19 protein-coding genes and 5 pseudogenes are annotated in these 26,110 nt (G+C 50.6%); 14 read left to right on the forward strand and 10 right to left on the reverse strand.

The genetic code is table 11. The features are described from left to right. Position 1: 1 nt before the first annotated feature. From CRI63_RS05920 to panC, 7 genes and pseudogenes are all read left to right on the forward strand, one after another. Positions 2-2,602 carry an outer membrane usher protein gene (locus CRI63_RS05920; RefSeq protein WP_135518801.1) on the forward strand — a complete coding sequence of 867 codons (2,601 nt, stop codon included), beginning with the start codon at positions 2-4 and terminating at the stop codon, positions 2,600-2,602. Between the two features lie 13 nt (positions 2,603-2,615). Then, positions 2,616-3,164 carry a fimbrial protein gene (locus tag CRI63_RS05925; protein WP_135518804.1) on the forward strand — a complete coding sequence of 183 codons (549 nt, stop codon included), beginning with the start codon at positions 2,616-2,618 and terminating at the stop codon, positions 3,162-3,164. 14 nt (positions 3,165-3,178) lie between these two features. Continuing rightward, complete coding sequence (locus CRI63_RS05930) at positions 3,179-3,790, forward strand: fimbrial protein (protein WP_135518806.1); 612 nt, start codon at positions 3,179-3,181, stop codon at positions 3,788-3,790. Between the two features lie 20 nt (positions 3,791-3,810). Next, positions 3,811-4,403: pseudogene (locus CRI63_RS05935) on the forward strand (fimbrial-like protein). Between the two features lie 11 nt (positions 4,404-4,414). Continuing rightward, positions 4,415-5,527, forward strand: a complete 1,113-nt coding sequence (locus CRI63_RS05940) for a fimbrial protein (RefSeq protein ID WP_135518808.1) — start codon at positions 4,415-4,417, stop codon at positions 5,525-5,527. Between the two features lie 133 nt (positions 5,528-5,660). Beyond that, a pseudogene (panB, locus tag CRI63_RS05945) lies at positions 5,661-6,456 on the forward strand (3-methyl-2-oxobutanoate hydroxymethyltransferase). 11 nt (positions 6,457-6,467) lie between these two features. Then, on the forward strand, positions 6,468-7,319 hold the full coding sequence (gene panC / locus CRI63_RS05950; protein WP_000905368.1) for a pantoate--beta-alanine ligase: 852 nt from the start codon (positions 6,468-6,470) through the stop codon (positions 7,317-7,319). Between the two features lie 81 nt (positions 7,320-7,400). Here the strand turns inward: panC and CRI63_RS05955 are convergent, their stop codons facing one another. Both CRI63_RS05955 and rpnC read right to left on the reverse strand, forming a co-directional pair. Then, complete coding sequence (locus CRI63_RS05955; protein ID WP_135404091.1) at positions 7,401-7,598, reverse strand: transposase; 198 nt, start codon at positions 7,596-7,598, stop codon at positions 7,401-7,403. A gap of 68 nt (positions 7,599-7,666) precedes the next feature. Then, positions 7,667-8,539, reverse strand: coding sequence for a recombination-promoting nuclease RpnC (rpnC, locus tag CRI63_RS05960; protein WP_135518810.1), 873 nt, complete (start codon positions 8,537-8,539; stop codon positions 7,667-7,669). Between the two features lie 273 nt (positions 8,540-8,812). Between rpnC and panD the strand changes: the two genes are divergently transcribed. Further along, the gene (gene panD, locus CRI63_RS05965) at positions 8,813-9,193 is read left to right on the forward strand and encodes an aspartate 1-decarboxylase (RefSeq protein WP_000621508.1); all 381 of its coding nucleotides are present in this window, start codon (positions 8,813-8,815) and stop codon (positions 9,191-9,193) included. Between the two features lie 3 nt (positions 9,194-9,196). On the opposite strand, the pseudogene CRI63_RS05970 reads toward panD, so the two are convergent. From CRI63_RS05970 to CRI63_RS05985, 4 genes and pseudogenes are all read right to left on the reverse strand, one after another. After that, positions 9,197-10,424, reverse strand: a pseudogene (locus CRI63_RS05970) (polysaccharide deacetylase family protein). Positions 10,425-10,480: 56 nt separating this feature from the next. After that, positions 10,481-10,922 (reverse strand): annotated as a pseudogene (locus CRI63_RS05975) (PTS sugar transporter subunit IIA). A gap of 104 nt (positions 10,923-11,026) precedes the next feature. Beyond that, entirely contained in the window at positions 11,027-11,797 is a 771-nt protein-coding gene (locus CRI63_RS05980; protein ID WP_064525104.1) for an ABC transporter permease, read from the reverse strand. Then, positions 11,794-12,720 carry an ABC transporter ATP-binding protein gene (locus CRI63_RS05985; protein ID WP_000150637.1) on the reverse strand — a complete coding sequence of 309 codons (927 nt, stop codon included), beginning with the start codon at positions 12,718-12,720 and terminating at the stop codon, positions 11,794-11,796. Before CRI63_RS05985 ends, CRI63_RS05980 begins: the two co-directional genes overlap by 4 nt. A gap of 108 nt (positions 12,721-12,828) precedes the next feature. Between CRI63_RS05985 and can the strand changes: the two genes are divergently transcribed. Then, positions 12,829-13,491, forward strand: coding sequence for a carbonate dehydratase (gene can, locus CRI63_RS05990; protein ID WP_130204959.1), 663 nt, complete (start codon positions 12,829-12,831; stop codon positions 13,489-13,491). Positions 13,492-13,531: 40 nt separating this feature from the next. On the opposite strand, the gene hpt is transcribed toward can, so the two are convergent. Further along, positions 13,532-14,068, reverse strand: a complete 537-nt coding sequence (gene hpt / locus CRI63_RS05995; RefSeq protein WP_000683335.1) for a hypoxanthine phosphoribosyltransferase — start codon at positions 14,066-14,068, stop codon at positions 13,532-13,534. Positions 14,069-14,273: 205 nt separating this feature from the next. Here hpt and gcd point away from each other — a divergent pair. Next, positions 14,274-16,665: pseudogene (gene gcd / locus CRI63_RS06000) on the forward strand (quinoprotein glucose dehydrogenase). Between the two features lie 201 nt (positions 16,666-16,866). On the opposite strand, the gene cueO reads toward gcd, so the two are convergent. Next, positions 16,867-18,417, reverse strand: coding sequence for a multicopper oxidase CueO (gene cueO, locus CRI63_RS06005; RefSeq protein WP_135518812.1), 1,551 nt, complete (start codon positions 18,415-18,417; stop codon positions 16,867-16,869). Between the two features lie 164 nt (positions 18,418-18,581). Here cueO and CRI63_RS06010 point away from each other — a divergent pair, with 164 nt between their 5' ends. From CRI63_RS06010 to speD, 3 genes are all read left to right on the forward strand, one after another. Next, positions 18,582-18,929 carry a YacC family pilotin-like protein gene (locus tag CRI63_RS06010; RefSeq protein WP_001295568.1) on the forward strand — a complete coding sequence of 116 codons (348 nt, stop codon included), beginning with the start codon at positions 18,582-18,584 and terminating at the stop codon, positions 18,927-18,929. 105 nt (positions 18,930-19,034) lie between these two features. After that, positions 19,035-19,901, forward strand: coding sequence for a polyamine aminopropyltransferase (gene speE / locus CRI63_RS06015; RefSeq protein WP_135518814.1), 867 nt, complete (start codon positions 19,035-19,037; stop codon positions 19,899-19,901). A 15-nt stretch (positions 19,902-19,916) separates the two neighbouring features. Beyond that, positions 19,917-20,711 (forward strand): adenosylmethionine decarboxylase, encoded by a 795-nt coding sequence (speD, locus tag CRI63_RS06020; RefSeq protein ID WP_000734287.1) that lies wholly within the window; start codon positions 19,917-19,919, stop codon positions 20,709-20,711. Positions 20,712-20,748: 37 nt separating this feature from the next. Here the strand turns inward: speD and yacL are convergent, their stop codons facing one another. Continuing rightward, positions 20,749-21,111 carry a protein YacL gene (gene yacL, locus CRI63_RS06025; protein ID WP_000384306.1) on the reverse strand — a complete coding sequence of 121 codons (363 nt, stop codon included), beginning with the start codon at positions 21,109-21,111 and terminating at the stop codon, positions 20,749-20,751. Between the two features lie 174 nt (positions 21,112-21,285). Next, positions 21,286-23,883, reverse strand: a complete 2,598-nt coding sequence (gene acnB, locus CRI63_RS06030; RefSeq protein WP_001303793.1) for a bifunctional aconitate hydratase 2/2-methylisocitrate dehydratase — start codon at positions 23,881-23,883, stop codon at positions 21,286-21,288. Positions 23,884-24,237: 354 nt separating this feature from the next. Here acnB and CRI63_RS06035 point away from each other — a divergent pair, with 354 nt between their 5' ends. After that, entirely contained in the window at positions 24,238-26,091 is a 1,854-nt protein-coding gene (locus CRI63_RS06035; RefSeq protein ID WP_135518816.1) for a DUF3300 domain-containing protein, read from the forward strand. Positions 26,092-26,110 lie beyond the last annotated feature (19 nt).

The following is a 26,110-nucleotide window of genomic DNA, read 5'->3' on the forward strand; positions in this document are numbered from 1 at the left end:
CTTGTACCAGTTTACTCATCGAAAAAGCCGTATCCCGAAAAAAACGCTACTTGCGGCCTATTGTGCCCTATTTTATAGCAGCAACGGTTCTGCAGCGGACACCGTGGAATATGACAGTTCCTTTTTAATGGGAACTGGCGCATCAACTATTGATGTTAAACGTTATGCTCAAGGCAACCCGACACCGCCGGGCCTCTATAATGTCCGCATGTTTGTAAACGGCCAGCCTACGTCCAGCCTGGAAATTCCGTTTGTGGATATTGGCGAAATCAGCGCAGCGGCCTGTATTACCCGCAAAAACCTGGCGCAACTCCACATTAAGCAACCCGAACAGGCTGTGACCTTACTCGCAAGAGAAGGTGAAGAAGAGGATTGTCTGGATCTGGCAAAGTCATACGATCAGGCTGATGTGCGCTTTGATGGCAGTGACCAGTTTCTCGACCTGACGCTCCCTCAAGCCTATGTCCTGAAAAGCTATGGTGGCTACGTCGATCCTTCTTTATGGGAATCGGGAATTAATGCTGCCACGCTGGCGTATACACTGAACGCGTATCATACAAGTTCAGATAACGACAGCAATGACAGCGTCTACGCCGCGTTTAACTCAGGTATCAATTTGGGTGCGTGGCACTTCCGTGCGCGCGGTAACTATAACTGGACAGAAGCTAACGGCAGCGACTTCGATTTCCAGGATCGTTACTTACAGCGTGATATTCCGGCAATCCGTTCACAGATAATTATGGGTGACGCCTACACCACCGGTGAAACGTTTGACTCTGTCAACGTCCGTGGTGTTCGCCTGTACAGTGACAGCCGTATGCTGCCTTCGGCACTGGCCAGTTACGCCCCGACCATCCGCGGTATAGCAAACTCCAACGCCAAAGTCACGGTGACGCAAAGCGGTTATAAAATCTATGAAACCACCGTACCACCCGGTGAATTTGTTATAGACGATATTAGCCCCTCCGGCTTTGGTAGCGAACTGGTCGTGACTATTGAAGAAGCGGATGGTTCCAAACGCACCTTTACGCAACCCTTCTCCTCTGTTGTACAAATGCAACGCCCTGGTGTGGGCCGTTGGGATTTCAGTGCCGGTAAAGTCATTGATGACAGCCTGCGTTCCGAACCCAATATGGGGCAAGCCTCTTATTACTATGGCCTGAACAACTTCTTCACGGGCTATACCGGTGTACAGTTCACCGATAACAACTATCTCGCCGGACTGTTAGGTGTTGGTATCAACACCAGCATCGGTGCCTTTGCGGTAGACGTTACCCACTCCCGCGCTGAAATTCCGGATGATAAAACCTATCAGGGACAAAGTTATCGCGTAACCTGGAACAAACTTTTCCAGGATACAGGAACATCATTTAATCTCGCGGCTTACCGCTATTCCACCCAAGATTATCTGGGTCTGCATGATGCGTTAGTTCTGATTGACGACGCCAAACATTTGTCTGCCGATGAAGACAAAAACACCATGCAGACGTACTCACGTATGAAGAACCAGTTTACCGTGAGTATTAACCAACCGTTGAATATCGCCTATGAAGATTACGGTTCGCTGTTTATTTCCGGTAGCTGGACAGACTACTGGGCGGCTAACAATAGCCGGACTGAATATAACGTTGGTTACAGTAAAAGCGTTTCGTGGGGCAGCTTCAGCGTCAACCTGCAACGTAGCTGGAATGAAGATGGTGCTAAAGATGACGCGATGTACGTCAGCATTAGCGTGCCTATCGAAAATATTTTCGGTGGCAAACGCAAATCTTCCGGCTTCCGTAATTTAAATACTCAGCTCAATACCGATTTCGATGGTTCGCATCAGCTGAATGTTAACAGTTCCGGCAACACTGAAAATAATCTGGTGAACTACAGTGTCAACACAGGATATAGCCTCGATAAAAACTCCGGCGATTTAGCCTCTATTGGCGGTTATCTCAACTATGAATCTGGGTTAGGTGGTATTTCCGCTTCGGCCTCGGCCACTTCGGATAACAGCCAGCAGTACTCCATCTCTACCGATGGCGGCTTTGTATTACACAGTGGTGGTTTAACGTTCACTAACAACAGTTTCAGCAGTAATGACACGCTGGTGTTAATCAACGCCCCTGGCGCGAAAGGTGCACGAATCAATAACAGTAATAACGAAATCGATCGCTGGGGATATGCCGTGACGTCCTCTGTCAGTCCATACCGTGAAAACCGGGTAGGTCTGAACATTGAAACACTGGAAAACGATGTTGAACTGAAAAGTACCAGTGCTACCACCGTACCACGTAGCGGCTCCGTTGTTTTGACCCGTTTCGAAACGGACCAGGGCCGTTCTGCCGTGCTGAATATTACCGCTACCAATGGTAAAACGATTCCGTTTGCTGCTGAAGTTTACCAGGGTGACGTTATGATCGGCAGTATGGGTCAGGGTGGTCAGGCATTTGTGCGCGGTATTAACGACAGCGGGGAATTAACAGTGCGCTGGTATGAAAACAACCAAACCGTTGACTGTAAGTTGCACTACCAGTTCCCGGCCCAGCCAAAAACGCTGGGAAGTACCAACACCTTATTACTTAACAATCTTACCTGTCAGGTAGCAAATCACTAATATGGAAAATTCTATGAAAAGGATACTACTAACATCCGCGTTAATAGGTCTGGGTTTACCGGCAGTTGGTTCTGCAACAGATATTAATGTCGATTTTACGGCCACGGTATTAGCCACCACCTGTACGATAACTATAGTGGAAGATGGTGGTCCTGCCGTGACCGGTAGTAACGATGAATACAGCCTGACAATTCCTGATGTTGGCCTTGATAAGGTTGTTACTGGAGATTCTGCAGCTCAAGCCAACTTTAAATTAAAGGCCAAAGATTGCAGCAATGGTTACTCAAAGATTTTTACCACACTTACAGGAACAACGATTTCCGGTAAGTTAATTGTTAATGAAGCAAGCTCTGGCGCTACGGGTGTGGGTATGGGGATTAAACGTAGAAATACCGTAGACTCGACTTTCTTTACGCCAAATAATACTGACAAATTTGAATGGACCACCGATGAGAAAGCTAACGGTGTGCCTCTGACCGTAGCTCTGCGCGAAACAACAGCGGGAGCAGGACGCACCGGTGCGTTTCGGGCAAAAGCCACCTTTAACTTCACCTACGAATAACAGAGACAGCCACCATGAAAATAAAAGTCATCGTTACACTGATTGCTACTGTTGCCGTGGGTGCCAGCGTTAGCAACAATCTCACTTATGCGAGTACGACATCCGCCTCTTTAACCGTAAACAGTAATCTGACTATGGGTACCTGTAGTGCGAAGGTACTTGATACTAGTAATACCGTGATCGACACCGTTGCTTTTAACAATGTTTATATTTCTGAACTGGCAGCCAAAAGAAAGGTACAACCATTTAAAATCCGCTTCAGCGATTGCGCCGGTCTTCCAGGAAAAAGTGCTCAACTCGTATTGGCACCCAAGGGTATCGGTTGCGCTGGCGCCATGGCTAACACTGCCGGCTTTGCAAATAAACTTAACTCCACCAGCGAAGGTGGTTCAAGCGGAGCCGCTGTCGAAGTATGGACGACCAAGACCCCCGAGGGAAGTGGCAGTGAGCAATTCAGTTGTGTTCAGCGAAACGTCGTCAATGTCGATCTTTCTACTGCCAGCACAACACGGCCTTATGATTTCGAGTTAAGCGCGCGGATGATTCTCGCTGAAGGGAGAACGGTTAATAATGCATTACCGGGTAGTTTCCTCTCTCCTACGACTTTTACAATCACTTATCAGTAATAGCGGATAAGGATATTAGAATGCTATGCAGGCATCATAAATTGGTACGCTTTTTGGGGCTGGCAGCAGCCCTTATTACACCTTTTGGCTATGCCGGCCAGGATGTTGATCTCACAGCGCAGATTGTGGCCAGCACCTGTCAGGTGGAAATCAGTAATAATGGCGTGGTAGATCTCGGCACAGTGACGCTGGACTATTTAGCTGACAACGTGACCCCAACGACGGATTATGCTGGCGGCAAAAACGTTTAATGTTAATGTGGTTTCTTGCGATAACATTCAAACGACACAGTCACAAATGAAATTGGATTTTCAGCCGCAGTCGGGTTCGCTCGCGCAGGTGAATAATCAAATTTTTAGTAATGAATATGAACAGCAGGCTACCGGGGCGAAAAAACGTCGGTATTGTGATATTTTCGGCACAACCGAATCAGCAGACATTTAACGTGCGCGGAACGGATGGTTCCTCAACAGCAATTTATTCGGTCGCGCCTGACAATGCTGTTTCGTCAACCTGGACCTTTTATTCCCGTATGCAGCGGGTGAATAATGCCCTCCCTCCTGAATCGGGAATGGTGAGAAGCCAGGTTATTGTTAACGTATCTTACGAATAATAAGGATAATTATGCAAAGGAAAGGCAACCAACTTTTAATTCAGTTATGCAGTGCAATACTGTTATTTTTTACCACATCCTGGTATGCATTGGCGAATGAATGTTATATAGAGGACAGTGCTAAAGGCCGTTATGATATGGTGATAAACCCAACGGACTTCAATATACAGACACAAATGGTTACTGCACCAGAGGAAATATCCTTCGCGACCAGTGATTCTCATATTGATCTTCGGGGCGATAAGATTGGTTGTAAATCCTTAGGTAGTGACACAAGCTCAGTGCATTTTATTAATACTGCTGATGCCGACCTCTTATCAACCTATACTAACAACCGTGGCGGTGCTTTATTGAAAACAACCGTTCCCGGTATTGTTTATTCAGTAGAATTAATATGTATGAGTTGTGGAGCCGCGGAGGAGCTTGATTTGTATCTTCCTGCACAAAGTAATGGAGATAATCATACAGATAACTCCAGCGTAAGGTGGGCCTATGAGTATAGTGACGATAGTTGGTATTTACGGTTTCGTTTTTTCTGGACCCCGGAATTTAAACCTCAAAATGGGGTTTCAGAAGGTTTTGCGATGCCAGGCCAAATAGCCTCTTGGTATATAGGCAATAATCATCAACCATGGATAAATTTTTTCGTTGATAAAAACTCCGTTCATTTTTACGTTGACGAACCGACCTGTGCAACAATAGCTCTGGCACAAGATCAGGGCAACGTCAGTGGCAACCAGGTAACGCTTGGGAACAGCTATGTTTCGGAAGTGAAAAATGGGCTTACGCGGGAAATTCCTTTTTCTATCCGTGCTGAATACTGTTATGCCAGTAAGATTACGGTTAAGCTGAAAGCGGCAAATAAGCCCAGCGACACTACTCTGGTAGGAAAAACAACTGGCTCTGCTTCAGGCGTGGCTGTAAAAGTTCATTCAACTTACGACAACAGCAAAAAATTGCTAAAAGCAGATGGTAGCAACGCGGTTGACTATAACTTCGCAATCTGGTTAAACAACCTGCTGCTTTTACCTTTTACGGCACAGCTGGTGCCGGATGGCAGTGGTACTGCTGTCGGTGTTGGAACATTTTCAGGTAACGCGACCTTCTCCTTTACCTATGAATAAGTAAAACGTCATTCCCCCCATCGCACCAGAGTTCTGCTCTGGTGCAAATTTTTCCCCACACTAAAAACCATTGCCCGCCTGATATCGACTGCTAGAATGCGAATTGATCTAACTTTAGCCATCAGGATACGTTATGAAACCAACCACCATTGCTTCATTGCAGAAGTGCAAACAAGAAAAAAAAACGTTTCGCGACTATCACCGCTTACGACTACAGCTTCGCGAAACTGTTTGCTGATGAAGGGCTTAACGTCATGCTGGTAGGCGACTCACTGGGCATGACGGTTCAGGGCCATGACTCCACCCTGCCAGTTACCGTTGCTGATATCGCCTACCACACCGCTGCGGTACGTCGCGGTGCGCCAAACTGCCTGCTGTTGGCTGACCTGCCGTTTATGGCGTATGCCACACCGGAACAAGCCTTTGAAAACGCCGCAACGGTTATGCGTGCTGGCGCCAATATGGTCAAAATTGAAGGCGGTGAGTGGCTGGTTGAAACGGTACAAATGCTTACTGAGCGCGCGGTTCCTGTATGTGGTCACTTAGGTTTAACCCCACAGTCAGTGAATATTTTCGGCGGCTACAAAGTACAGGGGCGCGGCGATGAAGCGGGAGATCGACTGCTCAGCGATGCATTAGCCTTAGAAGCCGCTGGTGCACAACTGCTGGTGCTGGAATGCGTACCGGTTGAGCTGGCAAAACGCATTACCGAAGCGCTGGCGATCCCGGTTATCGGTATTGGTGCGGGTAACGTCACCGATGGGCAGATCCTGGTGATGCACGACGCCTTTGGTATTACCGGCGGTCACATTCCTAAATTCGCTAAAAATTTCCTCGCCGAAACGGGCGACATCCGCGCGGCTGTACGGCAGTATATGGCTGAAGTGGAGTCCGGTGTTTATCCGGGCGAAGAACACAGTTTCCATTAAGGAGTCACGTTGTGTTAATTATCGAAACCCTGCCGCTGCTGCGTCAGCAAATTCGCCGCCTGCGTATGGAAGGTAAGCGCGTGGCGCTGGTGCCAACCATGGGTAACCTGCACGATGGCCATATGAAACTGGTCGACGAAGCCAAAGCCCGCGCCGATGTGGTCGTCGTCAGTATTTTCGTTAACCCGATGCAGTTCGACCGCCCGGAAGATCTGGCTCGCTATCCACGCACTTTGCAAGAAGACTGCGAAAAGCTAAACAAACGTAAAGTGGATTTAGTTTTCGCACCCTCGGTAAAAGAGATCTACCCGAACGGTACCGAAACCCACACCTATGTTGATGTTCCTGGCCTTTCGACCATGCTGGAAGGTGCCAGCCGTCCGGGACATTTTCGCGGCGTTTCGACTATTGTCAGCAAGCTGTTTAACCTGGTCCAGCCGGACATCGCCTGCTTCGGCGAAAAGGACTTTCAGCAACTGGCGCTGATCCGCAAAATGGTTGCTGATATGGGCTTCGATATTGAGATTGTCGGCGTACCGATTATGCGCGCGAAAGACGGTCTGGCGCTGAGTTCCCGTAACGGTTATCTGACGGCGGAACAACGCAAAATTGCGCCAGGTCTGTACAAAGTTTTAAGTTCGATTGCCGACAAATTGCAGGCTGGAGAGCGGGATCTCGATGAGATTATTGCCATTGCAGGGCAAGAACTGAATGAAAAAGGCTTCCGCGCCGATGATATTCAGATTCGTGATGCCGACACATTGCTGGAAGTCTCTGAAAACAGCAAACGGGCCGTGATTCTGGTAGCCGCCTGGCTTGGCGATGCTCGCCTGATCGACAACAAAATCGTCGAGCTGGCGTAATACTTAACTGGCGCTACGGCTGATGGCGCCAGTTATTAATTGCCACGTCATCTGTAAGCAATTATTCATAACGCAGACAACTTAGTTAGAGTTAATTAGCTTATCAAGCTCTGCAAGAGATAAAGCTGTCACCTCTGCAACATCCTCACGAAGTATTCCTTTCCTCAGAAGACGTTGGGCGCATTCCTGACTTACTTCCTGTCTTCCCTTCTCAATCCCCTTCTCTTCAAACCACTGCGCCAGCGTCTGCCTGGTTTCTCTCCGTGTCTTTATGTCCATAGGTTCTCTTAATTATCTGGTCAGTTAACAATAACAATTATCTGGCTATAACTGATAATGCAGACAACTTAATTAATCAGCTTATCAATCTCGGCAAGGGGTAAATTTGCCATCTCTGCAACGTCTTCTCGAGACATTCCTTTATTCAGAAGACGCAGGGCGAATTCCTGCCTTTCCTCCTGTCTTCCCCTCTCTTCAAACCACTGCGCCAGCGTCATCATAGACTCCCCTCCCGTTTCCCTGTCCCTCAACACACCGTAAAACAAATCCGCTTGTTCAGTATGACCGCGTTGCAGCATATAGTTTTGCATGGCAACTAACTGACTTCCGCTAGTGTACCCTTCGTCAATCAGCGTGACCAGTTGCTCCAGCAATAACATTAAGTCGCGCTGGCGAATATGTTTTTGCAGTAGTTCGAGAATCGCAATCCGCCGATGTTGCATGATTTCGTCATCCGGCGTGATAGTGATATCCACCAGCGGGAATGGACTGTTATAGACGCGTCGCGCCAGCTCCGGCGAGTAAAACATATCAAACCAGCACATTGAGAGCGGATAAGGTGTGGCCTCGCCCTGATAAAACAGAATCGGCACCACCAGCGGCAGCTTATCGTGATCCGCCTCCAGATGCCGGTGCATGGCAGCAATAGAATAACGCATCATGCGAAAGGCCATTTTCTTATCCGGCTTGCTTTGGTGTTCAATCACAACATGCAGATAACCGGGATTGCCCTGCATTTGCACGGAATAGAGCACGTCCGTGCTGTGTCCTTTCAGGCTCTCTTCAATGAAACTCCCCGACTCTAAATGAAGCGTGTTGAGGTCACAAAGTTCGCGTAATTCCACTGGCAAATGGATATCCAGGAAGTCGCGAGCCGTCTCCGCATGCATTAAAAATTGTTTAAATACCGCGTCATGCGCTGTGGTACTCGGTGCGTCCATCTTCCCTGCCTTCCGTGTGGCCCTATGTGAAGGAAGTATCCACTCAAGGCGTGCCGTCGTCAGCCACCTCTTTGTTGTTTACCGAGCAGCGTTCAGAGAAATTTCAATTGGTTACAGGCGTTACATGGCAAGCTTCGGCGCGGTACGCAAACTGCTGCTGCAAATGCCATCAGATCAGTAGACACTTATCAAAAATCGGGCAATACTGCGTGAGAATTTCCTCAAAGCAGGCACCGCCTGCTTCGTTAACGACAGGGTAGAAAGGTAGAAGTTATGATTCGCACGATGCTGCAGGGCAAACTCCACCGCGTGAAAGTGACTCATGCGGACCTGCACTATGAAGGTTCTTGCGCCATTGACCAGGATTTTCTTGACGCAGCCGGTATTCTCGAAAACGAAGCCATTGATATCTGGAATGTTACCAACGGCAAGCGTTTCTCCACCTATGCCATCGCGGCAGAACGCGGTTCGAGAATCATTTCTGTCAACGGTGCGGCGGCCCACTGTGCCAGCGTCGGCGATATTGTCATAATCGCCAGCTTCGTCACTATGCCAGATGCAGAAGCCCGTACCTGGCGCCCCAACGTTGCCTACTTTGAAGGCGACAATGAAATGAAACGTACCGCGAAAGCGATTCCGGTACAGGTTGCCTGATAATCACCCCTGCGGCTGGTTACTCACCAGCCGCGACATCGTCTCCAGCGAATCTGTTCTTAAAATATACAGCCGCTTTAATAAATACGGATTATCCCCCGGTTTTACTTTACCTTTCATGGTCGTCACCGCCAGATGAAATCCGGCATCATTTGCCGCCTTTACCGCTTTGTCATTAAATCCACCAAATGGATACGAAAGATACAAGACTCGAGGATTAAATTGATTTAGCGCCCGGCGAGAGCGTTCGAAATCAAACAGAATATTATGCTCACTGCGGCTGAGTAATATGGGTCGGCGATATCCATCTACCCGATGCAAAAAAATGAGTATGTGACTGGAAATCAAAAACATCGCTGACATCAAGCAGTTCAGAAACACTCATAAACTGTAATGACTGCGGATTCCATTTCTGTGGATGACGTTTGATGCGAGAGGTAATAATAAATGCCGTCGCCTTCATACCGTATTCTTTCAGAATGGGATATGCATAACGACTCACTGATTTCAAGCCATCATCAAATGTCAGCACCACCGCGCGAGCCGGAAGATTCATCGAATTACGCAGATACCCTTCCAGTTGATACAAGGTTAACGTGGTATATCCACGATCGCGCAACCAGGTCATCTGGTTATTGAAAGCTCGCACCGACGTCGTGGTCGAAGTATGACGAAAACGGGTGTTCTCTTCATCGCGTAAAATATGATGGTAGGTCAATACAGGAATACCGTTATCCTGCTGCGCATCCAGTGCACTGATATAGGCCAGTCGTTCGCCAATACGAATTTGATACCAGGTTTGATTCAGGCGATCTTTTAATTTATTAATAATGGGATAACGTAAATTATCGGCCAGCACGCCAAATGGCGCACTACCCGCATCAGGCGCGTTGTATATCGGAGTATCTTTCCATGTAATAAGATTTTGGTTACTCAGTGGCTTATTCAGATCCCCCAGACCATCTTCAACTTTTTGCCGCCCTTGTACAGGTTCCAGATGCCCTTTATCAATATACCCCGTAGCAAAACCAAAATTGAATTCATAATAATCGGCAGCGGTTGGGATGACCGAAATAATCTGCCCGGCGCGAATGTTGCCGACGGTTACCGTTTTGTCGCCAATTTTTCCCCAGATAGCTGCATCCTGAGTGGTTTGCATATAACGCGCGGGAAGCGCTGCGCCGACACCAAATGAAACCAGCAGCAGTAAAAAAATAATCTTTTTAATCATGAGAAAACTACCAGGCGAGAAACAGCGCCGTTAGTGTAGCAAAATCGGAATGCGATTTAATACTCGAACCAATTATGCTTGAGGACAAAGGGGGGATTTTTTTGTTGTTGGTGCCAGAGACTACTGACTTCAGGCCCACCCAGTTCGACAATTCGCTCGCGAAACTCCGCGCTGGATAACGTTTCACGGTAGGCCATCATCTGCTCAATTAACGGTAACGTGACACCAGAAATCACTTCACAACGGGAATGTTTGTGGCTTAATAACGATGCAACACGATAAGGCGCAGCACCTGCAATATCGGTTAAAAAGATAACCCCATCGCCAGAATCTGTTTCATGCAGAGCATCGCACATCATGCGGCTGAGCATATTGGAACTTAATCCGCGCCAGAAATTCACCGCCCGGCACTGGATAAGTGCGCCTATGTTTTTTTTCCAGCGCATCCAACATCTCTTGCGCCCGGTCGTCGTGACAGGTAATTACCCAACCTAACATCACCTTCCTCCTTAGCTGAAAATCAGTCTACCCTGACCATTGTTGATAAAGGGTGATAGTCGTCAAAACTCCTCTCCCCCGAATCCAGAGGAGAGGAAATAGCCTTAGCTGCGCAGACCGCGCCCACGCTGGATCAGCGACCAGCAGATCAGATAAAACGCAATAATAAAAATAACCAGCACACCAAAAGTAGTAACCAGCGGCACATCATTAATGCCAAGGAAGCCGTAGCGGAATCCACTGATCATATAAACGATTGGGTTGAGATGCGACAGCCCCTGCCAGAACGGTGGCAGCAAGGTCAGTGAGTAAAACACCCCGCCCAAATACGTGAGTGGCGTTAACACAAAGGTTGGCACCAGGCTGATGTCATCAAACGTTTTGGCAAACACACCATTAAGCAATCCGGCAAGAGAGAACAACACCGCCGTGAGCACCAGCGTTAAAGCGACAAATACCCACGAATGCACCTGAAACGGTACAAAGAACAGCGAAATTGCTGTCACCAGCATACCAACAAGCAGTCCGCGCGCTACGCCACCGCCGACATATCCGGCAATAATGACGTGAGTCGGAACCGGAGCGACCAGCAGTTCTTCAATATTACGCTGGAACTTGGCGCCAAAAAATGATGAAGCGACGTTGGCGTAGGCATTGGTGATCACCGACATCATGATCAGCCCCGGAACAATGAACTGCATATAGCTGAAGCCATGCATATCACCAATACGCGAACCAATCAGGTTACCGAAGATGATAAAGTAAAGGGTCATGGTGATGACCGGTGGCACCAGCGTCTGTATCCAGATACGCATAAAGCGATGGATCTCTTTCGCCCAGATGCTTTTTAACGCCACCCAGTAAAGATGCATCATGCGCGATCTCCTTGTTTTTCATTAACCAGTGAAACAAACAACTCTTCCAGACGGTTAGCTTTGTTACGCATACTTAATACCTGAATGCCCTGCTCACTTAGCTGCGTAAATACGCTGTTGATCCCCTGCTCACGCAGCACTTCAACTTCCAGCGTGGCGGTATCCACCAGTCGATACTGATAGCCATCGAGCTTCGGTAACGGGCTTTTCGGTGCGAGATCGAGAATAAAGGTTTCTGATTTCAGCTTCGCCAGCAGTGCCTTCATCGAGGTATTTTCCACCAGCTCACCGTGTTGAATAATGCCGATATTGCGGCACAGCATTTCTGCTTCTTCCAGGTAATGCGTGGTAAGAATAATGGTGGTGCCTTTGTCGTTTAAATCCTTCAAAAAGCCCCACATTGAGCGGCGAAGTTCAATATCTACGCCTGCGGTCGGTTCGTCCAGAATCAGTAGTTTAGGTTCATGCATTAACGCACGGGCGATCATTAAACGACGTTTCATCCCGCCCGATAACATGCGCGCACGTTCGTTGCGCTTTCCCCACAAATCGAGTTGCTTAAGATACTTTTCGCTGCGGATGTACGCTTCTTTGCGCTCTACACCGTAGTACCCCGCCTGATTCACCACAATTTGCTGTACGGTTTCAAACGGGTTGAAGTTAAATTCCTGTGGCACCAGTCCCAACTGACGTTTAGCGTTGACGACATCTTTTTCAAGATCGTAACCAAATACGCTGACCCGCCCGGAGGTTTTATTTACCAGAGAGCTAATAATACCGATGGTGGTTGATTTTCCGGCCCCGTTCGGCCCGAGAAGCGCATAAAAATCACCCGCTTCGACTTGCAAATCTATTCCACGAAGCGCCTGAACGCCGCCTGGATAGGTTTTTTTAAGCTGTTGAAGTTCCAGTGCAATGGTCATAAATTTTTACTTACCTTACGTTCTTACACTTTATCTGTGGTTTAAATCGTCCCGGAGTTGCCCTATATTAGCCAAACGTAATTATTTGGTTACAGGTCGTTAACCTCCATGAAAGACATAGATACACTCATCAGCAATAATGCACTATGGTCAAAAATGCTGGTGGAAGAGGATCCCGGGTTTTTTGAGAAACTGGCACAAGCGCAAAAACCGCGCTTTCTATGGATTGGATGTTCCGACAGTCGCGTTCCTGCAGAACGTTTAACCGGTCTTGAGCCGGGCGAACTCTTTGTTCACCGTAATGTTGCTAACCTGGTCATTCACACCGACCTGAACTGCCTTTCCGTGGTTCAGTATGCAGTGGATGTTCTCGAAGTTGAACACATTATTATCTGTGGCCACTACGGTTGTGGCGGCGTACAAGCCGCAGTTGAAAACCCGGAACTGGGGCTTATCAACAACTGGCTGCTGCACATCCGCGATATCTGGTTCAAACATAGCTCATTGCTCGGCGAAATGCCGCCAGAGCGCCGTCTGGATACCTTGTGTGAACTGAACGTCATGGAACAGGTATATAACCTGGGCCACTCCACCATTATGCAATCAGCGTGGAAACGCGGGCAGAAAGTAACCATTCACGGCTGGGCCTACGGCATTCACGACGGCTTGCTGCGTGATCTGGATGTTACTGCCACCAACCGCGAAACCCTTGAGCAACGTTACCGTCACGGGATTTCCAACCTCAAGCTGAAACACGCCAACCACAAATAAATATGCCATGCCGGATGCAACACATCCGGCAACTTCACACTTACTCGTCCAGCAGAATCACTTTGCCGATATATGGCAGATGACGGTAACGCTGTGCGTAATCAATGCCGTAACCCACCACAAACTCATCCGGGATCGAGAAACCGATAAATTCTACCGGGACGTTCACTTCACGACGGGACGGTTTATCCAGCAGCGTACAAATCGCCAACGACTTCGGTTCACGCAGGCTTAAGATCTCACGCACTTTCGACAGTGTATTCCCCGAGTCGATGATATCTTCAACAATCAGCACGTCCTTGCCACGGATATCTTCATCCAGATCTTTGAGGATTTTCACATCACGGGTGGTGGACATGCCGCTACCGTAGCTGGAGGCGGTCATAAAGTCGACTTCATGAGATACCTGAACTTCACGGCACAGGTCCGCCATAAACATAAATGAGCCACGCAGCAGACCTACCAGCACCATATCGCTGCCGCTGTCTTTGTAACGCTCAGTAATCTGACGACCCAGTTCGGCGATACGCGCTTTAATCTCCGCTTCGGGGATCATTACTTCTACAGTATGTTTCATATCTCTAACCATATGATTTAAAAACAAATCACTTCGCACGGGCGGGATTCAGCACCGCAACAAAGCGCAAGACATGCAGTATACCAGTAAAACTATTCATTCGCGGAATCTGTTAATAAAGCTCAAATTGTGATGACGATCACACATGTTAAAACCTATAATTAATTGCTACTAAAATATTAATGAATTGAAATGGTGTTTCTTTATGGCAATTAACAATACAGGCTCGCGACGATTACTCGTCACGCTAACAGCCCTATTTGCAGCGCTTTGCGGGCTGTATCTACTCATTGGCGGAGGCTGGCTGGTCGCGATTGGCGGCTCCTGGTATTACCCTATCGCTGGCCTTGTGATGCTCGGCGTCGCCTGGATGCTGTGGCGCAGTAAACGTGCCGCGCTTTGGCTGTACGCCGCCCTGCTGCTCGGCACCATGATTTGGGGCGTCTGGGAAGTTGGTTTCGACTTCTGGGCGCTGACTCCGCGCAGCGACATTCTGGTCTTCTTCGGCTTCTGGCTGATCCTGCCGTTTGTCTGGCGTCGCCTGGTCATTCCTGCCAGCGGCGCAGTTGCCGCACTGTTGGTCGCACTGCTGATTAGCGGTGGTATCCTGACCTGGGCCGGATTTAACGATCCGCAGGAAATCAACGGCACCTTAAGCGCCGATGCCACACCTGCCGAAGCAATCTCCCCCGTTGCCGATCAGGACTGGCCTGCCTATGGTCGTAATCAGGAAGGTCAACGCTTTTCACCTCTGAAACAAATTAACGCCGATAACGTTCACAAGCTGAAAGAAGCCTGGGTGTTCCGTACTGGCGATGTGAAGCAGCCGAACGATCCGGGTGAAATCACCAATGAAGTGACGCCGATTAAAGTGGGCGACACCCTTTACCTGTGTACCGCTCACCAGCGCCTGTTTGCGCTTGATGCCGCCAGCGGCAAAGAGAAATGGCATTACGATCCTGAGCTGAAAACCAACGAGTCTTTCCAGCACGTCACCTGCCGTGGCGTCTCTTATCATGAAGCCAAAGCAGAAACTGCTTCGCCGGAAGTGATGGCGGATTGCCCGCGTCGTATCATTCTTCCGGTGAATGATGGTCGCCTGATTGCGATTAACGCTGAAAACGGCAAGCTGTGCGAAACCTTCGCTAATAAAGGCGTGCTCAATCTGCAAAGCAATATGCCGGACACCAAACCGGGTCTGTATGAGCCGACTTCGCCGCCGATTATCACCGATAAAACCATCGTGATGGCCGGTTCAGTTACCGACAACTTCTCAACCCGCGAAACGTCTGGCGTGATCCGTGGTTTTGATGTCAACACTGGTGAGCTGCTGTGGGCTTTTGATCCGGGCGCAAAAGATCCGAACGCGATCCCGTCTGACGAACACACCTTTACCTTTAACTCGCCAAACTCGTGGGCACCTGCGGCCTATGACGCGAAGCTGGATCTGGTCTATCTGCCGATGGGCGTGACCACGCCGGATATCTGGGGTGGTAACCGCACACCGGAACAGGAACGTTATGCCAGCTCGATTCTGGCGCTGAATGCCACTACCGGGAAACTGGCGTGGAGCTACCAGACCGTTCACCACGACCTGTGGGATATGGATCTTCCGGCACAGCCGACGCTGGCGGATATCACCGTTAATGGTCAGAAAGTGCCGGTTATTTACGCTCCGGCGAAAACTGGCAACATTTTTTGTGCTCGATCGTCGTAATGGTGAACTGGTGGTTCCGGCCCCGGAAAAACCGGTTCCCCAAGGTGCAGCGAAAGGCGATTACGTTACCCCTACTCAACCGTTCTCTGAACTGAGCTTCCGTCCGACGAAAGATTTGAGCGGTGCGGATATGTGGGGCGCCACCATGTTTGACCAGCTGGTGTGCCGCGTGATGTTCCACCAGATGCGCTATGAAGGCATTTTCACCCCGCCATCTGAACAGGGTACGCTGGTCTTCCCGGGTAACCTGGGGATGTTCGAATGGGGCGGAATTTCCGTTGATCCGAATCGTGAAGTGGCGATTGCCAACCCAATGGCACTGCCGTTTGTTTCGAAACTGATCCCACGCGGTCCTGGCAACCCGATGGAGCAGCCGAAAGATGCCAAAGGCACGGGTACGGAATCCGGCATTCAGCCGCAGTACGGTGTACCGTATGGCGTCACGCTCAACCCGTTCCTCTCACCGTTTGGTCTGCCGTGTAAACAGCCAGCATGGGGCTATATCTCGGCGCTGGATCTGAAAACCAACGAAGTGGTGTGGAAGAAACGTATTGGTACGCCGCAGGACAGTATGCCGTTCCCGATGCCCGTTCCGGTGCCGTTCAATATGGGTATGCCGATGCTGGGCGGGCCAATCTCCACAGCGGGTAACGTGCTGTTTATCGCCGCTACGGCAGATAACTACCTGCGCGCTTACAACATGAGCAACGGTGAAAAATTGTGGCAGGGCCGTTTACCGGCGGGTGGTCAGGCAACACCGATGACCTATGAAGTGAATGGCAAGCAGTATGTGGTGATCTCCGCAGGCGGTCACGGTTCATTTGGTACGAAGATGGGCGACTATATTGTGGCTTATGCGTTGCCGGATGATGTGAAGTAAGACTTGCTCAGATTGCTGACAACGTGCGCGTTGTTCATGCCGGATGCGGCGTGAACGCCTTATCCGGCCTACAAAACACTGCAAATTCAGTAGATTGCGGAGTTCACGTAGACCCGATAAGCGTAGCGCATCAGGCAGATTTGCGTTTGTCATCAGTTTAATGCCCGGAGAGATCCGGGCATATTTCCGAATACGGTCTTTTTATACCGTAAACCCTAACATCATCCCCGTATCTTCATGCTCCAGCAGATGGCAGTGCGCCATATAAGCATGTTCTTTCGGTGCGTCGTGATTAAACTTCACCAGTACTTCGCTGACATTACCTTCTACCTTAACGGTATCTTTCCATCCTGCGCGATGCGTCGCTGGCGGTTTGCCATTTTCTGACAAGATACGGAACTGTGTGCCGTGAATATGGAACGGATGCAGCATCATGTCGCCCACGCCAGAGATAACCCAACGTTCGTACTGCCCTTTCGCCGCCGCAAACATCGGCTTATTCATATCAAACGCCTGACCGTTGATTTTATTAGCATGGTGGAAATCGAACTTCCCGCCGTGGTTCATATGATTCATATTGCCATGCCCCATATGGCCCATCATCTGGCTGTGATCCATCCCGGCCATCGCCTGATCGCCATATTTCTCCATTAGCATCTGCATACCCATCATATCGAGCATCGGGTCCATGGAAAGTTGCAGCTTGCGTACCGTCAGCCCCTCCAGCGAAGGTAACGCCGGCAGGCTACTTAATGTGTCTGGCAAAGCACCGGAGGCACTAATAGCAATCGGCTGAATCCGCATTACCGGATGCGGCTTATCAAACGGCGCGATCGCCATCCCCATCTGGCTGACTGGCAGCGTCACCAGGTCAAACGGTTTGTTGTCGTTAACCTCCACCAGCACTTCAAAACGCTCGCCCATCAGCACGGGAAGCTCGCTCACCTTCACCGGTTCAGGCAGCAGACCACCGTCGCTGGCAATCACATACAGCGGGCGATTGTCGCTGGTGGCGAAATTGAGCGATCGGGCGTTACAGCCATTGAGTAAACGCAGGCGCAGCCAGCCGCGCGGTGCGGCGTGTTGCGGGTAGATTGCACCGTTGGTCAGCAGCGTATCGCCAAACCAGCCCACGGCGGCGGTCATCACATCCAGTTGATAATCAATCTGTCCGTCGGCGTTAAATTTTTTATCCTGAACGATCACCGGAACATCATCGATACCCCACTGTTTTGGCAGCATTAATTTCAGGATCTCGTCATCTTCAATCACCACCAGACCTGCCAGCCCCATCGCCACCTGACACCCGGTTTTGCCGTGCTGATGCGGATGGAACCAGCAGGTAGCGGCAGGTTGATCGACGTTCAGCGTCACCGTGCGTTGACCGCCAGGCGGAATAATCCCCTGCGGGCCGCCGTCCACTTCACCCGGTACTTCCAGCCCGTGCCAGTGCAACGTCGTCTCTTCCGTCAGTTGGTTATAGATATCAACCGTGACCGCTTTGCCACGCTGTAACTTCACCGCAGGCCCTAACAGATTACCGTTATAGCCCCAGGTGGTCGCCGTTTTCCCGGCAAAGGTGGACTGACCTGGCATTATCGATAATTTTATGCGGCCACGAACATCAGAAGTGAGGAGTTCGGGGATCGGCAGTGTTGGACGTTCGGCGGCAAAAACTGTTCGACTCCACAGCGGCAAAGCCGAAGCCACGCCCAGCGCGACGGAATATTTTAAGAAATCACGGCGTTGCATAGTTATTTCCTTATTCTCAAGCAGGCGAAACAAAATCAAACGTTGAGCATAGTCCTTACCCTTACGGGAAGGTCAAGCCGCAGACACAATTTAATCGACAATAATGGTCGTCGCCTCGCTCACAGTGTGCTAACGTTTATCTTCTTTAAGTCCTGGTAGAAGCAATGAAGACGTTTTTCAGAACAGTGTTATTCGGCAGCCTGATGGCCGTTTGCGCAAACAGTTACGCGCTCAGCGAGTCTGAAGCCGAAGATATGGCCGATTTAACGGCAGTTTTTGTTTTTCTGAAGAACGATTGTGGTTACCAGAACTTACCTAATGGGCAAATTCGTCGCGCACTGGTCTTTTTCGCCCAGCAAAACCAGTGGGATCTCAGTAATTACGACACCTTCGACATGAAAGCTCTCGGTGAAGACAGCTACCGCGATCTCAGCGGCATTGGCATTCCCGTCGCTAAAAAATGCAAAGCCCTGGCCCGCGATTCCTTAAGCCTGCTTGCCTACGTCAAATAATCCCTGATACCTTTTTGTAGAAATATTGACCGTGCATCCGCGGTCAATGTTAGCTATTATGTTGCGCCCTTTTTTTACGGGTGTTAACAAAGGAGGTATCAACCCATGGCCGAAAATAAACTGTGGCATGAAACGCTACACGACCAGTTTGGGCAGTACTTTGCTGTAGATAACGTTCTGTATCATGAAAAGACCGATCACCAGGATCTGATCATTTTTGAGAACGCTGCATTTGGTCGCGTAATGGCGCTGGATGGCGTAGTACAAACCACCGAGCGCGACGAGTTTATCTATCATGAGATGATGACCCATGTTCCGCTACTGGCCCACGGTCACGCGAAACATGTGCTGATTATCGGCGGCGGCGACGGTGCCATGCTGCGTGAAGTGACCCGGCACAAAAACGTTGAGTCAATCACGATGGTGGAAATCGACGCGGGTGTCGTGTCGTTCTGCCGTCAGTATCTACCCAACCATAACGCCGGTAGCTACGACGATCCGCGCTTTAAGCTGGTGATCGACGATGGCGTCAATTTCGTGAATCAAACCAGTCAGACCTTTGATGTTATTATCTCCGACTGCACCGATCCTATCGGTCCCGGCGAAAGCCTGTTCACCTCAGCATTTTATGAAGGCTGCAAACGTTGCCTGAATCCTGGCGGTATCTTCGTCGCACAAAACGGCGTCTGCTTTTTACAGCAGGAAGAGGCTATCAACAGTCATCGCAAACTCAGCCATTACTTCAGCGACGTTGGCTTTTATCAGGCGGCGATCCCGACCTATTACGGCGGCATCATGACCTTTGCATGGGCGACAAATAACGATGCCTTACGCCATCTCTCAACCGAAATTATTCAGGCGCGTTTTCTCGCCTCTGGCCTGAAATGCCGTTATTACAATCCGGCAGTCCATACGGCAGCTTTTGCCTTACCTCAGTATCTGCAAGACGCTCTGGCTTCACAGCCGTCCTAAGGAGAAGATAAGAAATTGAAAAAACTGAAACTGCATGGCTTTAATAATCTGACCAAAAGTCTGAGTTTTTGTATTTACGATATCTGCTACGCCAAAACTGCCGAAGAGCGCGACGGTTATATTGCTTATATCGATGAACTCTATAATGCCAACCGTCTGACCGAAATCCTGTCAGAAACCTGTTCCATTATCGGGGCCAATATTCTTAACATCGCCCGCCAGGATTACGAACCACAGGGTGCCAGCGTCACTATCCTGGTGAGTGAAGAACCGGTCGACCCGAAACTTATCGACAAAACAGAACACCCCGGCCCACTGCCAGAAACGGTCGTTGCCCATCTCGATAAAAGTCATATTTGCGTACATACCTACCCGGAAAGTCATCCTGAAGGCGGTTTATGTACCTTCCGCGCCGATATTGAAGTCTCTACCTGCGGCGTGATTTCTCCGCTGAAGGCGCTGAATTACCTGATCCACCAGCTTGAGTCCGATATCGTAACCATTGATTATCGCGTGCGTGGCTTTACGCGTGACATCAACGGTATGAAGCACTTTATCGACCATGAGATTAATTCGATTCAAAACTTTATGTCTGACGATATGAAGGCGCTGTATGACATGGTGGATGTAAACGTCTATCAGGAAAATATCTTCCATACCAAGATGTTGCTTAAAGAGTTCGACCTTAAGCACTACATGTTCCACACCAAACCGGAAGATTTAACCGACAGCGAGCGCCAGGAAATTACCGCTGCGCTGTGGAAAGAAATGCGCGAGATTTATTACGGGCGCAATATGCCAGCTGTTTAACGGCTCTGGCGGAGCTCCCAGGCTCCGCCAGATTTATTTACTTCTGCTGCACGAAATTGCGGTAAGCCGCCACGACCTGCAGAAAATCCTCAACGCCGCATAGCGACAGGCTTTCTTCGTCGTAGTAGTTCATCCCCTCTTCCATTTCATCGCCAGCGAATTCCAGTTGATTGGCGCGAACCATCACCTCTTCACCGTCCATCCACAGGGTGTATTCATGCCCTGCCCGTTGCCAGGACCGTTCGCTACCTTTCAGTGCGTGCGCTGCTTGTTCCACTTCATCAAGCAAGGCCAGGTTTTCTTTCACCTCTTCATTAAACCAGTGCCCGACCACTTCATGCCCCATGGACATGCGCACCTTTACCACTCCGGTAATATCGCGCAGAAATTCGTAATCCATAGTGTGTTCCTCTGCTCCCGGCAATGCGCCGAAATCGCATTGCGCCATTGATGTAATTATCGCAGCCTTACCGGAGAAAAACAGCGGAACGGCGATGGTTTAGAAATAAAAAATGCCCGGGAATCTCATTCACCGGGCATTGTGTCGTTTATGCGCAGCGCGTGCGCTTACTTATTAAACCGCAGTCTGGAAAATCACCCCATCGGCTTTTTCGGTGTACTGAGAAAGCTGGTTGAAGTTCAGATAACGGTAAGTATCAACGGCAGTTTTATCCACCTGCGCCACGTAGGTCTGGTACTCTTCCGGCGTCGGTAGTTTGCCAATCAGCGCCGCAACAGCGGCCAGTTCCGCAGAAGCCAGGAAGACGTTCGCACCAGTACCCAGACGGTTCGGGAAGTTACGGGTAGAGGTGGAAACCACCGTCGCACCGTCTGCCACACGCGCCTGGTTACCCATACACAGGGAACAGCCAGGGATCTCGATACGCGCGCCACTCTTACCGAAGACGCTGTAGTAGCCTTCTTCGGTCAACTGCGCGGCGTCCATACGGGTTGGCGGTGCCACCCACAGGCGGGTCGGCAACTGACCTTTGTGCGCATCCAGCAGTTTACCGGCGGCACGGAAGTGACCGATGTTGGTCATGCAGGAACCGATAAACACTTCGTCGATCTTCTCACCCTGTACCGCAGACAGCGGACGTGCGTCATCCGGGTCGTTCGGTGCGCAGAGGATCGGCTCTTTGATATCAGCCAGATCGATGTCGATCACTGCCGCGTATTCCGCATCTGCATCGGCTTCCAGCAGCTCAGGATTCGCCAGCCATTTTTCCATGCCCTGAATACGACGTTCGAGAGTACGACGATCGCCATAACCTTCCGCGATCATCCACTTCAGCAGGACGATGTTGGAGTTCAGGTATTCGATGATCGGCTCTTTGTTCAGCTTGATGGTACAACCAGCGGCAGAACGCTCGGCGGACGCATCGGTAAGCTCAAAGGCCTGCTCAACTTTCAGATCCGGCAGACCTTCAATTTCCAGAATGCGGCCAGAGAAGATGTTTTTCTTGCCTTTCTTCTCAACGGTCAGCAGACCTTGTTTGATCGCATACAGCGGAATGGCGTGTACCAGATCGCGCAGGGTGATACCCGGCTGCATCTTGCCTTTGAAGCGCACCAGAACGGATTCCGGCATATCCAGCGGCATTACGCCAGTTGCAGCAGCAAACGCCACCAGACCAGAACCCGCAGGGAAAGAAATGCCGATCGGGAAACGGGTATGGGAGTCACCACCCGTACCGACGGTATCCGGCAGCAGCATACGGTTCAGCCAGGAGTGAATGACGCCGTCCCCCGGACGCAGCGACACGCCGCCACGGTTCATAATGAAGTCCGGCAGCGTGTGGTGCGTGTTCACGTCAACTGGCTTCGGATACGCCGCGGTGTGGCAGAAAGACTGCATCACCAGGTCAGCCGAGAAGCCCAGGCACGCCAGGTCTTTCAGTTCATCACGGGTCATCGGGCCAGTGGTGTCCTGGGAACCTACAGAAGTCATTTTCGGTTCGCAGTACGCGCCCGGACGAATGCCTTTCACGCCACAGGCACGACCTACCATTTTCTGCGCCAGCGAGAAGCCGCGATCGCTCTCAGCGACATCTTTCGCCTGACGGAACACATCGCTGTGCGGCAGGCCAAGTGCTTCACGCGCTTTGGTGGTCAGGCCACGCCCGATAATCAGCGGAATACGGCCGCCAGCACGCACTTCATCAATCAGCACGTCGGTTTTCAGTTCGAAGGTTGCCAGCAGCTCGCCTGTTTCGTGGTTACGCACTTCGCCTTTGTACGGATAAACGTCAATTACGTCGCCCATGTTCAGGTTAGAGACGTCCACTTCAATTGGCAGTGCACCCGCATCTTCCATCGTGTTAAAGAAGATTGGTGCAATTTTACCGCCGAGGCACAAACCACCGCCGCGTTTGTTCGGCACATGTGGAATATCATCACCCATAAACCACAGAACGGAGTTCGTGGCGGATTTACGCGAAGAACCCGTACCCACAACGTCACCGACGTACGCCAGCGGGAAACCTTTCTGTTGCAGAGCTTCGATTTGCTTGATTGGACCAACAACGCCTGGCTGATCAGGCTCAATACCTTCACGGGCGTTTTTCAGCATCGCCAGCGCGTGCAATGGGATATCCGGGCGCGACCACGCATCCGGTGCCGGAGAAAGGTCATCGGTGTTGGTTTCGCCAGTGACTTTGAAGACGGTAACGGTCAGTTTTTCAGCCAGCGCCGGACGATTCAGGAACCATTCGGCATCCGCCCAGGACTGCATTACCTGCTTCGCATATTCGTTGCCTGCTTTGGCTTTCTCTTCTACGTCATAGAAGTTATCGAACATCAGCAGCGTGTGGGACAGTGCTTTGGCAGCGATCGGAGCCAGTTTGGCATCGTCCAGCGCATCGATCAGCGGATGAATGTTGTAACCACCCTGCATGGTACCCAGCAGTTCGATGGCTTTTTCCGGAGTCAGCAGTGGGGATTTGGCTTCGCCTTTGGCGACAGCAGCCAGGAAGCCTGCTTTGACATAGGCGGCTTCATCGACGCCAGGGGGAACACGGTTGGTTAACAGATCTAACAGGAATTCTTCTTCGCCCGCGGGCGGGTTTTTCAGCAGCTCTACAAGCGCGGCCATTTGGTTTGCATCCAGGGGTTTGGGCGCAATCCCCTCAGCGGCACGCTCAGCTACGTGCTTACGGTATTCTTCTAGCACGACGGTTCTCCTCGCTCTCATTGTCATAGTGCGGCAGGCGATTCTCTTCACGCTCCTGTGAGACAGCAGTTTGTAGGGTAAATGCCCAGTACCGCAACGGGCAGAATAGCAGGATTTTGACGATGTGTTAATCTGTTTACAAAAAAGCAACATAAAAAAGTGGCTGAATCGTTAAGGATGGTCTAGAGATTGTTTCCCTCCGTAAAAACTTCGTTAATTCACATGATGATAATCACCTTTCTCAACGAATCCCAAGATTAGTCAAAATTTAAACTACCGCCTCTTTATACTCGGATTCACAGCACCTGCGGGTGGCAGTTCGCCGACCATTGCGATTTCCTTGAGATCCGAATTATGAAAATGACTTTGCCGTTTAAACCCCATGTGCTGGCGCTAATTTGCAGTGCCGGGCTTTGTGCCGCCTCTGCCGGGCTATATATAAAAAGCCGCACAGTGGAAGCGCCTGTGGAAGCGCAATCGACACAACAGACTGCGCCTGACATCACCGCAGTTACGCTTCCTGCAACGGTTTCCGCGCCCCCCGTAACGCCTGCCGTCGTCAAATCTACATTCAGCACTGCACAAATCGATCAATGGGTCGCGCCCGTCGCGCTATATCCCGACGCTCTGCTTTCGCAGGTGCTGATGGCATCGACCTATCCGGCAAATGTCGCCCAGGCCGTGCAGTGGTCGCACGACAACCCGCTCAAGCAAGGTGATGCCGCTATTCAGGCAGTATCCGACCAGCCGTGGGATGCCAGCGTCAAATCGCTGGTGGCTTTTCCGCAATTGATGGCGTTGATGGGGGAAAACCCGCAATGGGTGCAAAACCTGGGCGACGCATTTCTGGCGCAGCCGCAGGATGTGATGGACTCGGTACAACGTTTGCGGCAACTGGCGCAACAAACCGGGTCACTGAAGTCATCAACAGAACAAAAGGTCATCACGACAACGAAAAAAGTCGTACCGGCAAATCAGCCCGCCAGCGCTCCTGTCACACAATCAAATACCGTTTCTACGTCCAGCCCCGTCGTCGCAGAACCTGCGCCGACCGTAATAACCATTGAGCCCGCCAATCCGGATGTAGTTTATATTCCCAACTACAACCCAACCGTGGTTTACGGCAGTTGGGCCAATACCGCTTACCCGCCGGTTTACCTGCCGCCGCCAGCCGGGGAACCGTTTGTTGACAGCTTCGTGCGCGGATTTGGCTACAGCATGGGCGTTGCTACCACGTACGCACTATTCAGCAGCATAGACTGGGATGACGACGATCATGACCATCATCATCATGACGATGATGATTATAATCACCACGATGGCGGTCATCGTGACGGTAATGGCTGGCAACACAACGGCGACAACATCAATATCGACGTCAACAATTTCAACCGCATTACTGGTGAGCATCTTACTGACAAGAATATGGCATGGCGGCACAATCCGAATTACCGCGATGGTGTGCCTTATCATGATCAGGATATGGCAAAACGGTTTCACCAAACCGATGTTAAAGGTGGCATGAGTGCCACACAGTTACCTGCCCCAACGCGCGACAGCCAGCGCCAGGCGGCAGCAAGCCAGTTTCAGCAACGAACACACGCAGCACCAGTCACTACGCGAGATACCCAGCGTCAGGCTGCGGCACAGCGGTTTAATGAAGCGGAACACTATGGCAATTATGACGACTTCCGCGAGTTCAGCCGCCACCAACCACTGACCCAGCAGCAAAAGGACGCCGCTCGTCAGCGTTATCAGTCTGCCTCACCTGAGCAGCGCCAGGCGGCCCGCGAGAAAATGCAGACTAACTCACACAACCAGCAGCGAAGAGAGGCGGCGCGTCAGCGTTATCAATCTGCCTCGCCTGAACAGCGCCAGGCGGCTCGCGAGAAAATGCAGACTAACCCGCAGAACCAGCAGCGAAGAGAGGCAGCGCGTCAGCGTATCCAGTCTGCCTCTCCTGAGCAGCGCCAGGCGGCCCGTGAGAAAATGCAGACTAGCCCGCAGAATCAACAGCAAAGAGATGCAGCACGTCAGCGTATCCAGTCTGCCTCGCCTGAGCAGCGTCAGGTTGCGCGGGAGAAAATTCAGGAGAGCCGCCCGCAACGTCTGAACGACAATAACCATACTGCCCGATTGAATAATGAGCAACGGTCAGCGGTACGCGAACGGTTGTCTGAGCGTGGAGCAAGACGACTGGAAAGGTAAATTGCAGACGTAAAAAAAG

The sequence above is a fragment of the Escherichia sp. E2661 genome, assembly GCF_004745185.1.
In the GTDB taxonomy this organism is placed as follows: domain Bacteria; phylum Pseudomonadota; class Gammaproteobacteria; order Enterobacterales; family Enterobacteriaceae; genus Escherichia.

Excerpts from the sequence above, each read along its gene's own strand:
- CRI63_RS05925 (WP_135518804.1), top strand. The coding sequence starts at position 2,616 with ATGAAAAGGATACTACTAACATCCGCGTTAATAGGTCTGGGTTTACCG.
- CRI63_RS05930 (WP_135518806.1), top strand. The coding sequence starts at position 3,179 with ATGAAAATAAAAGTCATCGTTACACTGATTGCTACTGTTGCCGTGGGT.
- CRI63_RS05940 (WP_135518808.1), top strand. The coding sequence starts at position 4,415 with ATGCAAAGGAAAGGCAACCAACTTTTAATTCAGTTATGCAGTGCAATA.
- CRI63_RS05955 (WP_135404091.1), bottom strand. The coding sequence starts at position 7,598 with ATGGACATAAAGACACGGAGAGAAACCAGGCAGACGCTGGCGCAGTGG.
- rpnC (WP_135518810.1), bottom strand. The coding sequence starts at position 8,539 with ATGGACGCACCGAGTACCACAGCGCATGACGCGGTATTTAAACAATTT.
- panD (WP_000621508.1), top strand. The coding sequence starts at position 8,813 with ATGATTCGCACGATGCTGCAGGGCAAACTCCACCGCGTGAAAGTGACT.
- CRI63_RS05980 (WP_064525104.1), bottom strand. The coding sequence starts at position 11,797 with ATGATGCATCTTTACTGGGTGGCGTTAAAAAGCATCTGGGCGAAAGAG.
- CRI63_RS05985 (WP_000150637.1), bottom strand. The coding sequence starts at position 12,720 with ATGACCATTGCACTGGAACTTCAACAGCTTAAAAAAACCTATCCAGGC.
- can (WP_130204959.1), top strand. The coding sequence starts at position 12,829 with ATGAAAGACATAGATACACTCATCAGCAATAATGCACTATGGTCAAAA.
- hpt (WP_000683335.1), bottom strand. The coding sequence starts at position 14,068 with ATGAAACATACTGTAGAAGTAATGATCCCCGAAGCGGAGATTAAAGCG.
- cueO (WP_135518812.1), bottom strand. The coding sequence starts at position 18,417 with ATGCAACGCCGTGATTTCTTAAAATATTCCGTCGCGCTGGGCGTGGCT.
- CRI63_RS06010 (WP_001295568.1), top strand. The coding sequence starts at position 18,582 with ATGAAGACGTTTTTCAGAACAGTGTTATTCGGCAGCCTGATGGCCGTT.
- speE (WP_135518814.1), top strand. The coding sequence starts at position 19,035 with ATGGCCGAAAATAAACTGTGGCATGAAACGCTACACGACCAGTTTGGG.
- yacL (WP_000384306.1), bottom strand. The coding sequence starts at position 21,111 with ATGGATTACGAATTTCTGCGCGATATTACCGGAGTGGTAAAGGTGCGC.
- CRI63_RS06035 (WP_135518816.1), top strand. The coding sequence starts at position 24,238 with ATGAAAATGACTTTGCCGTTTAAACCCCATGTGCTGGCGCTAATTTGC.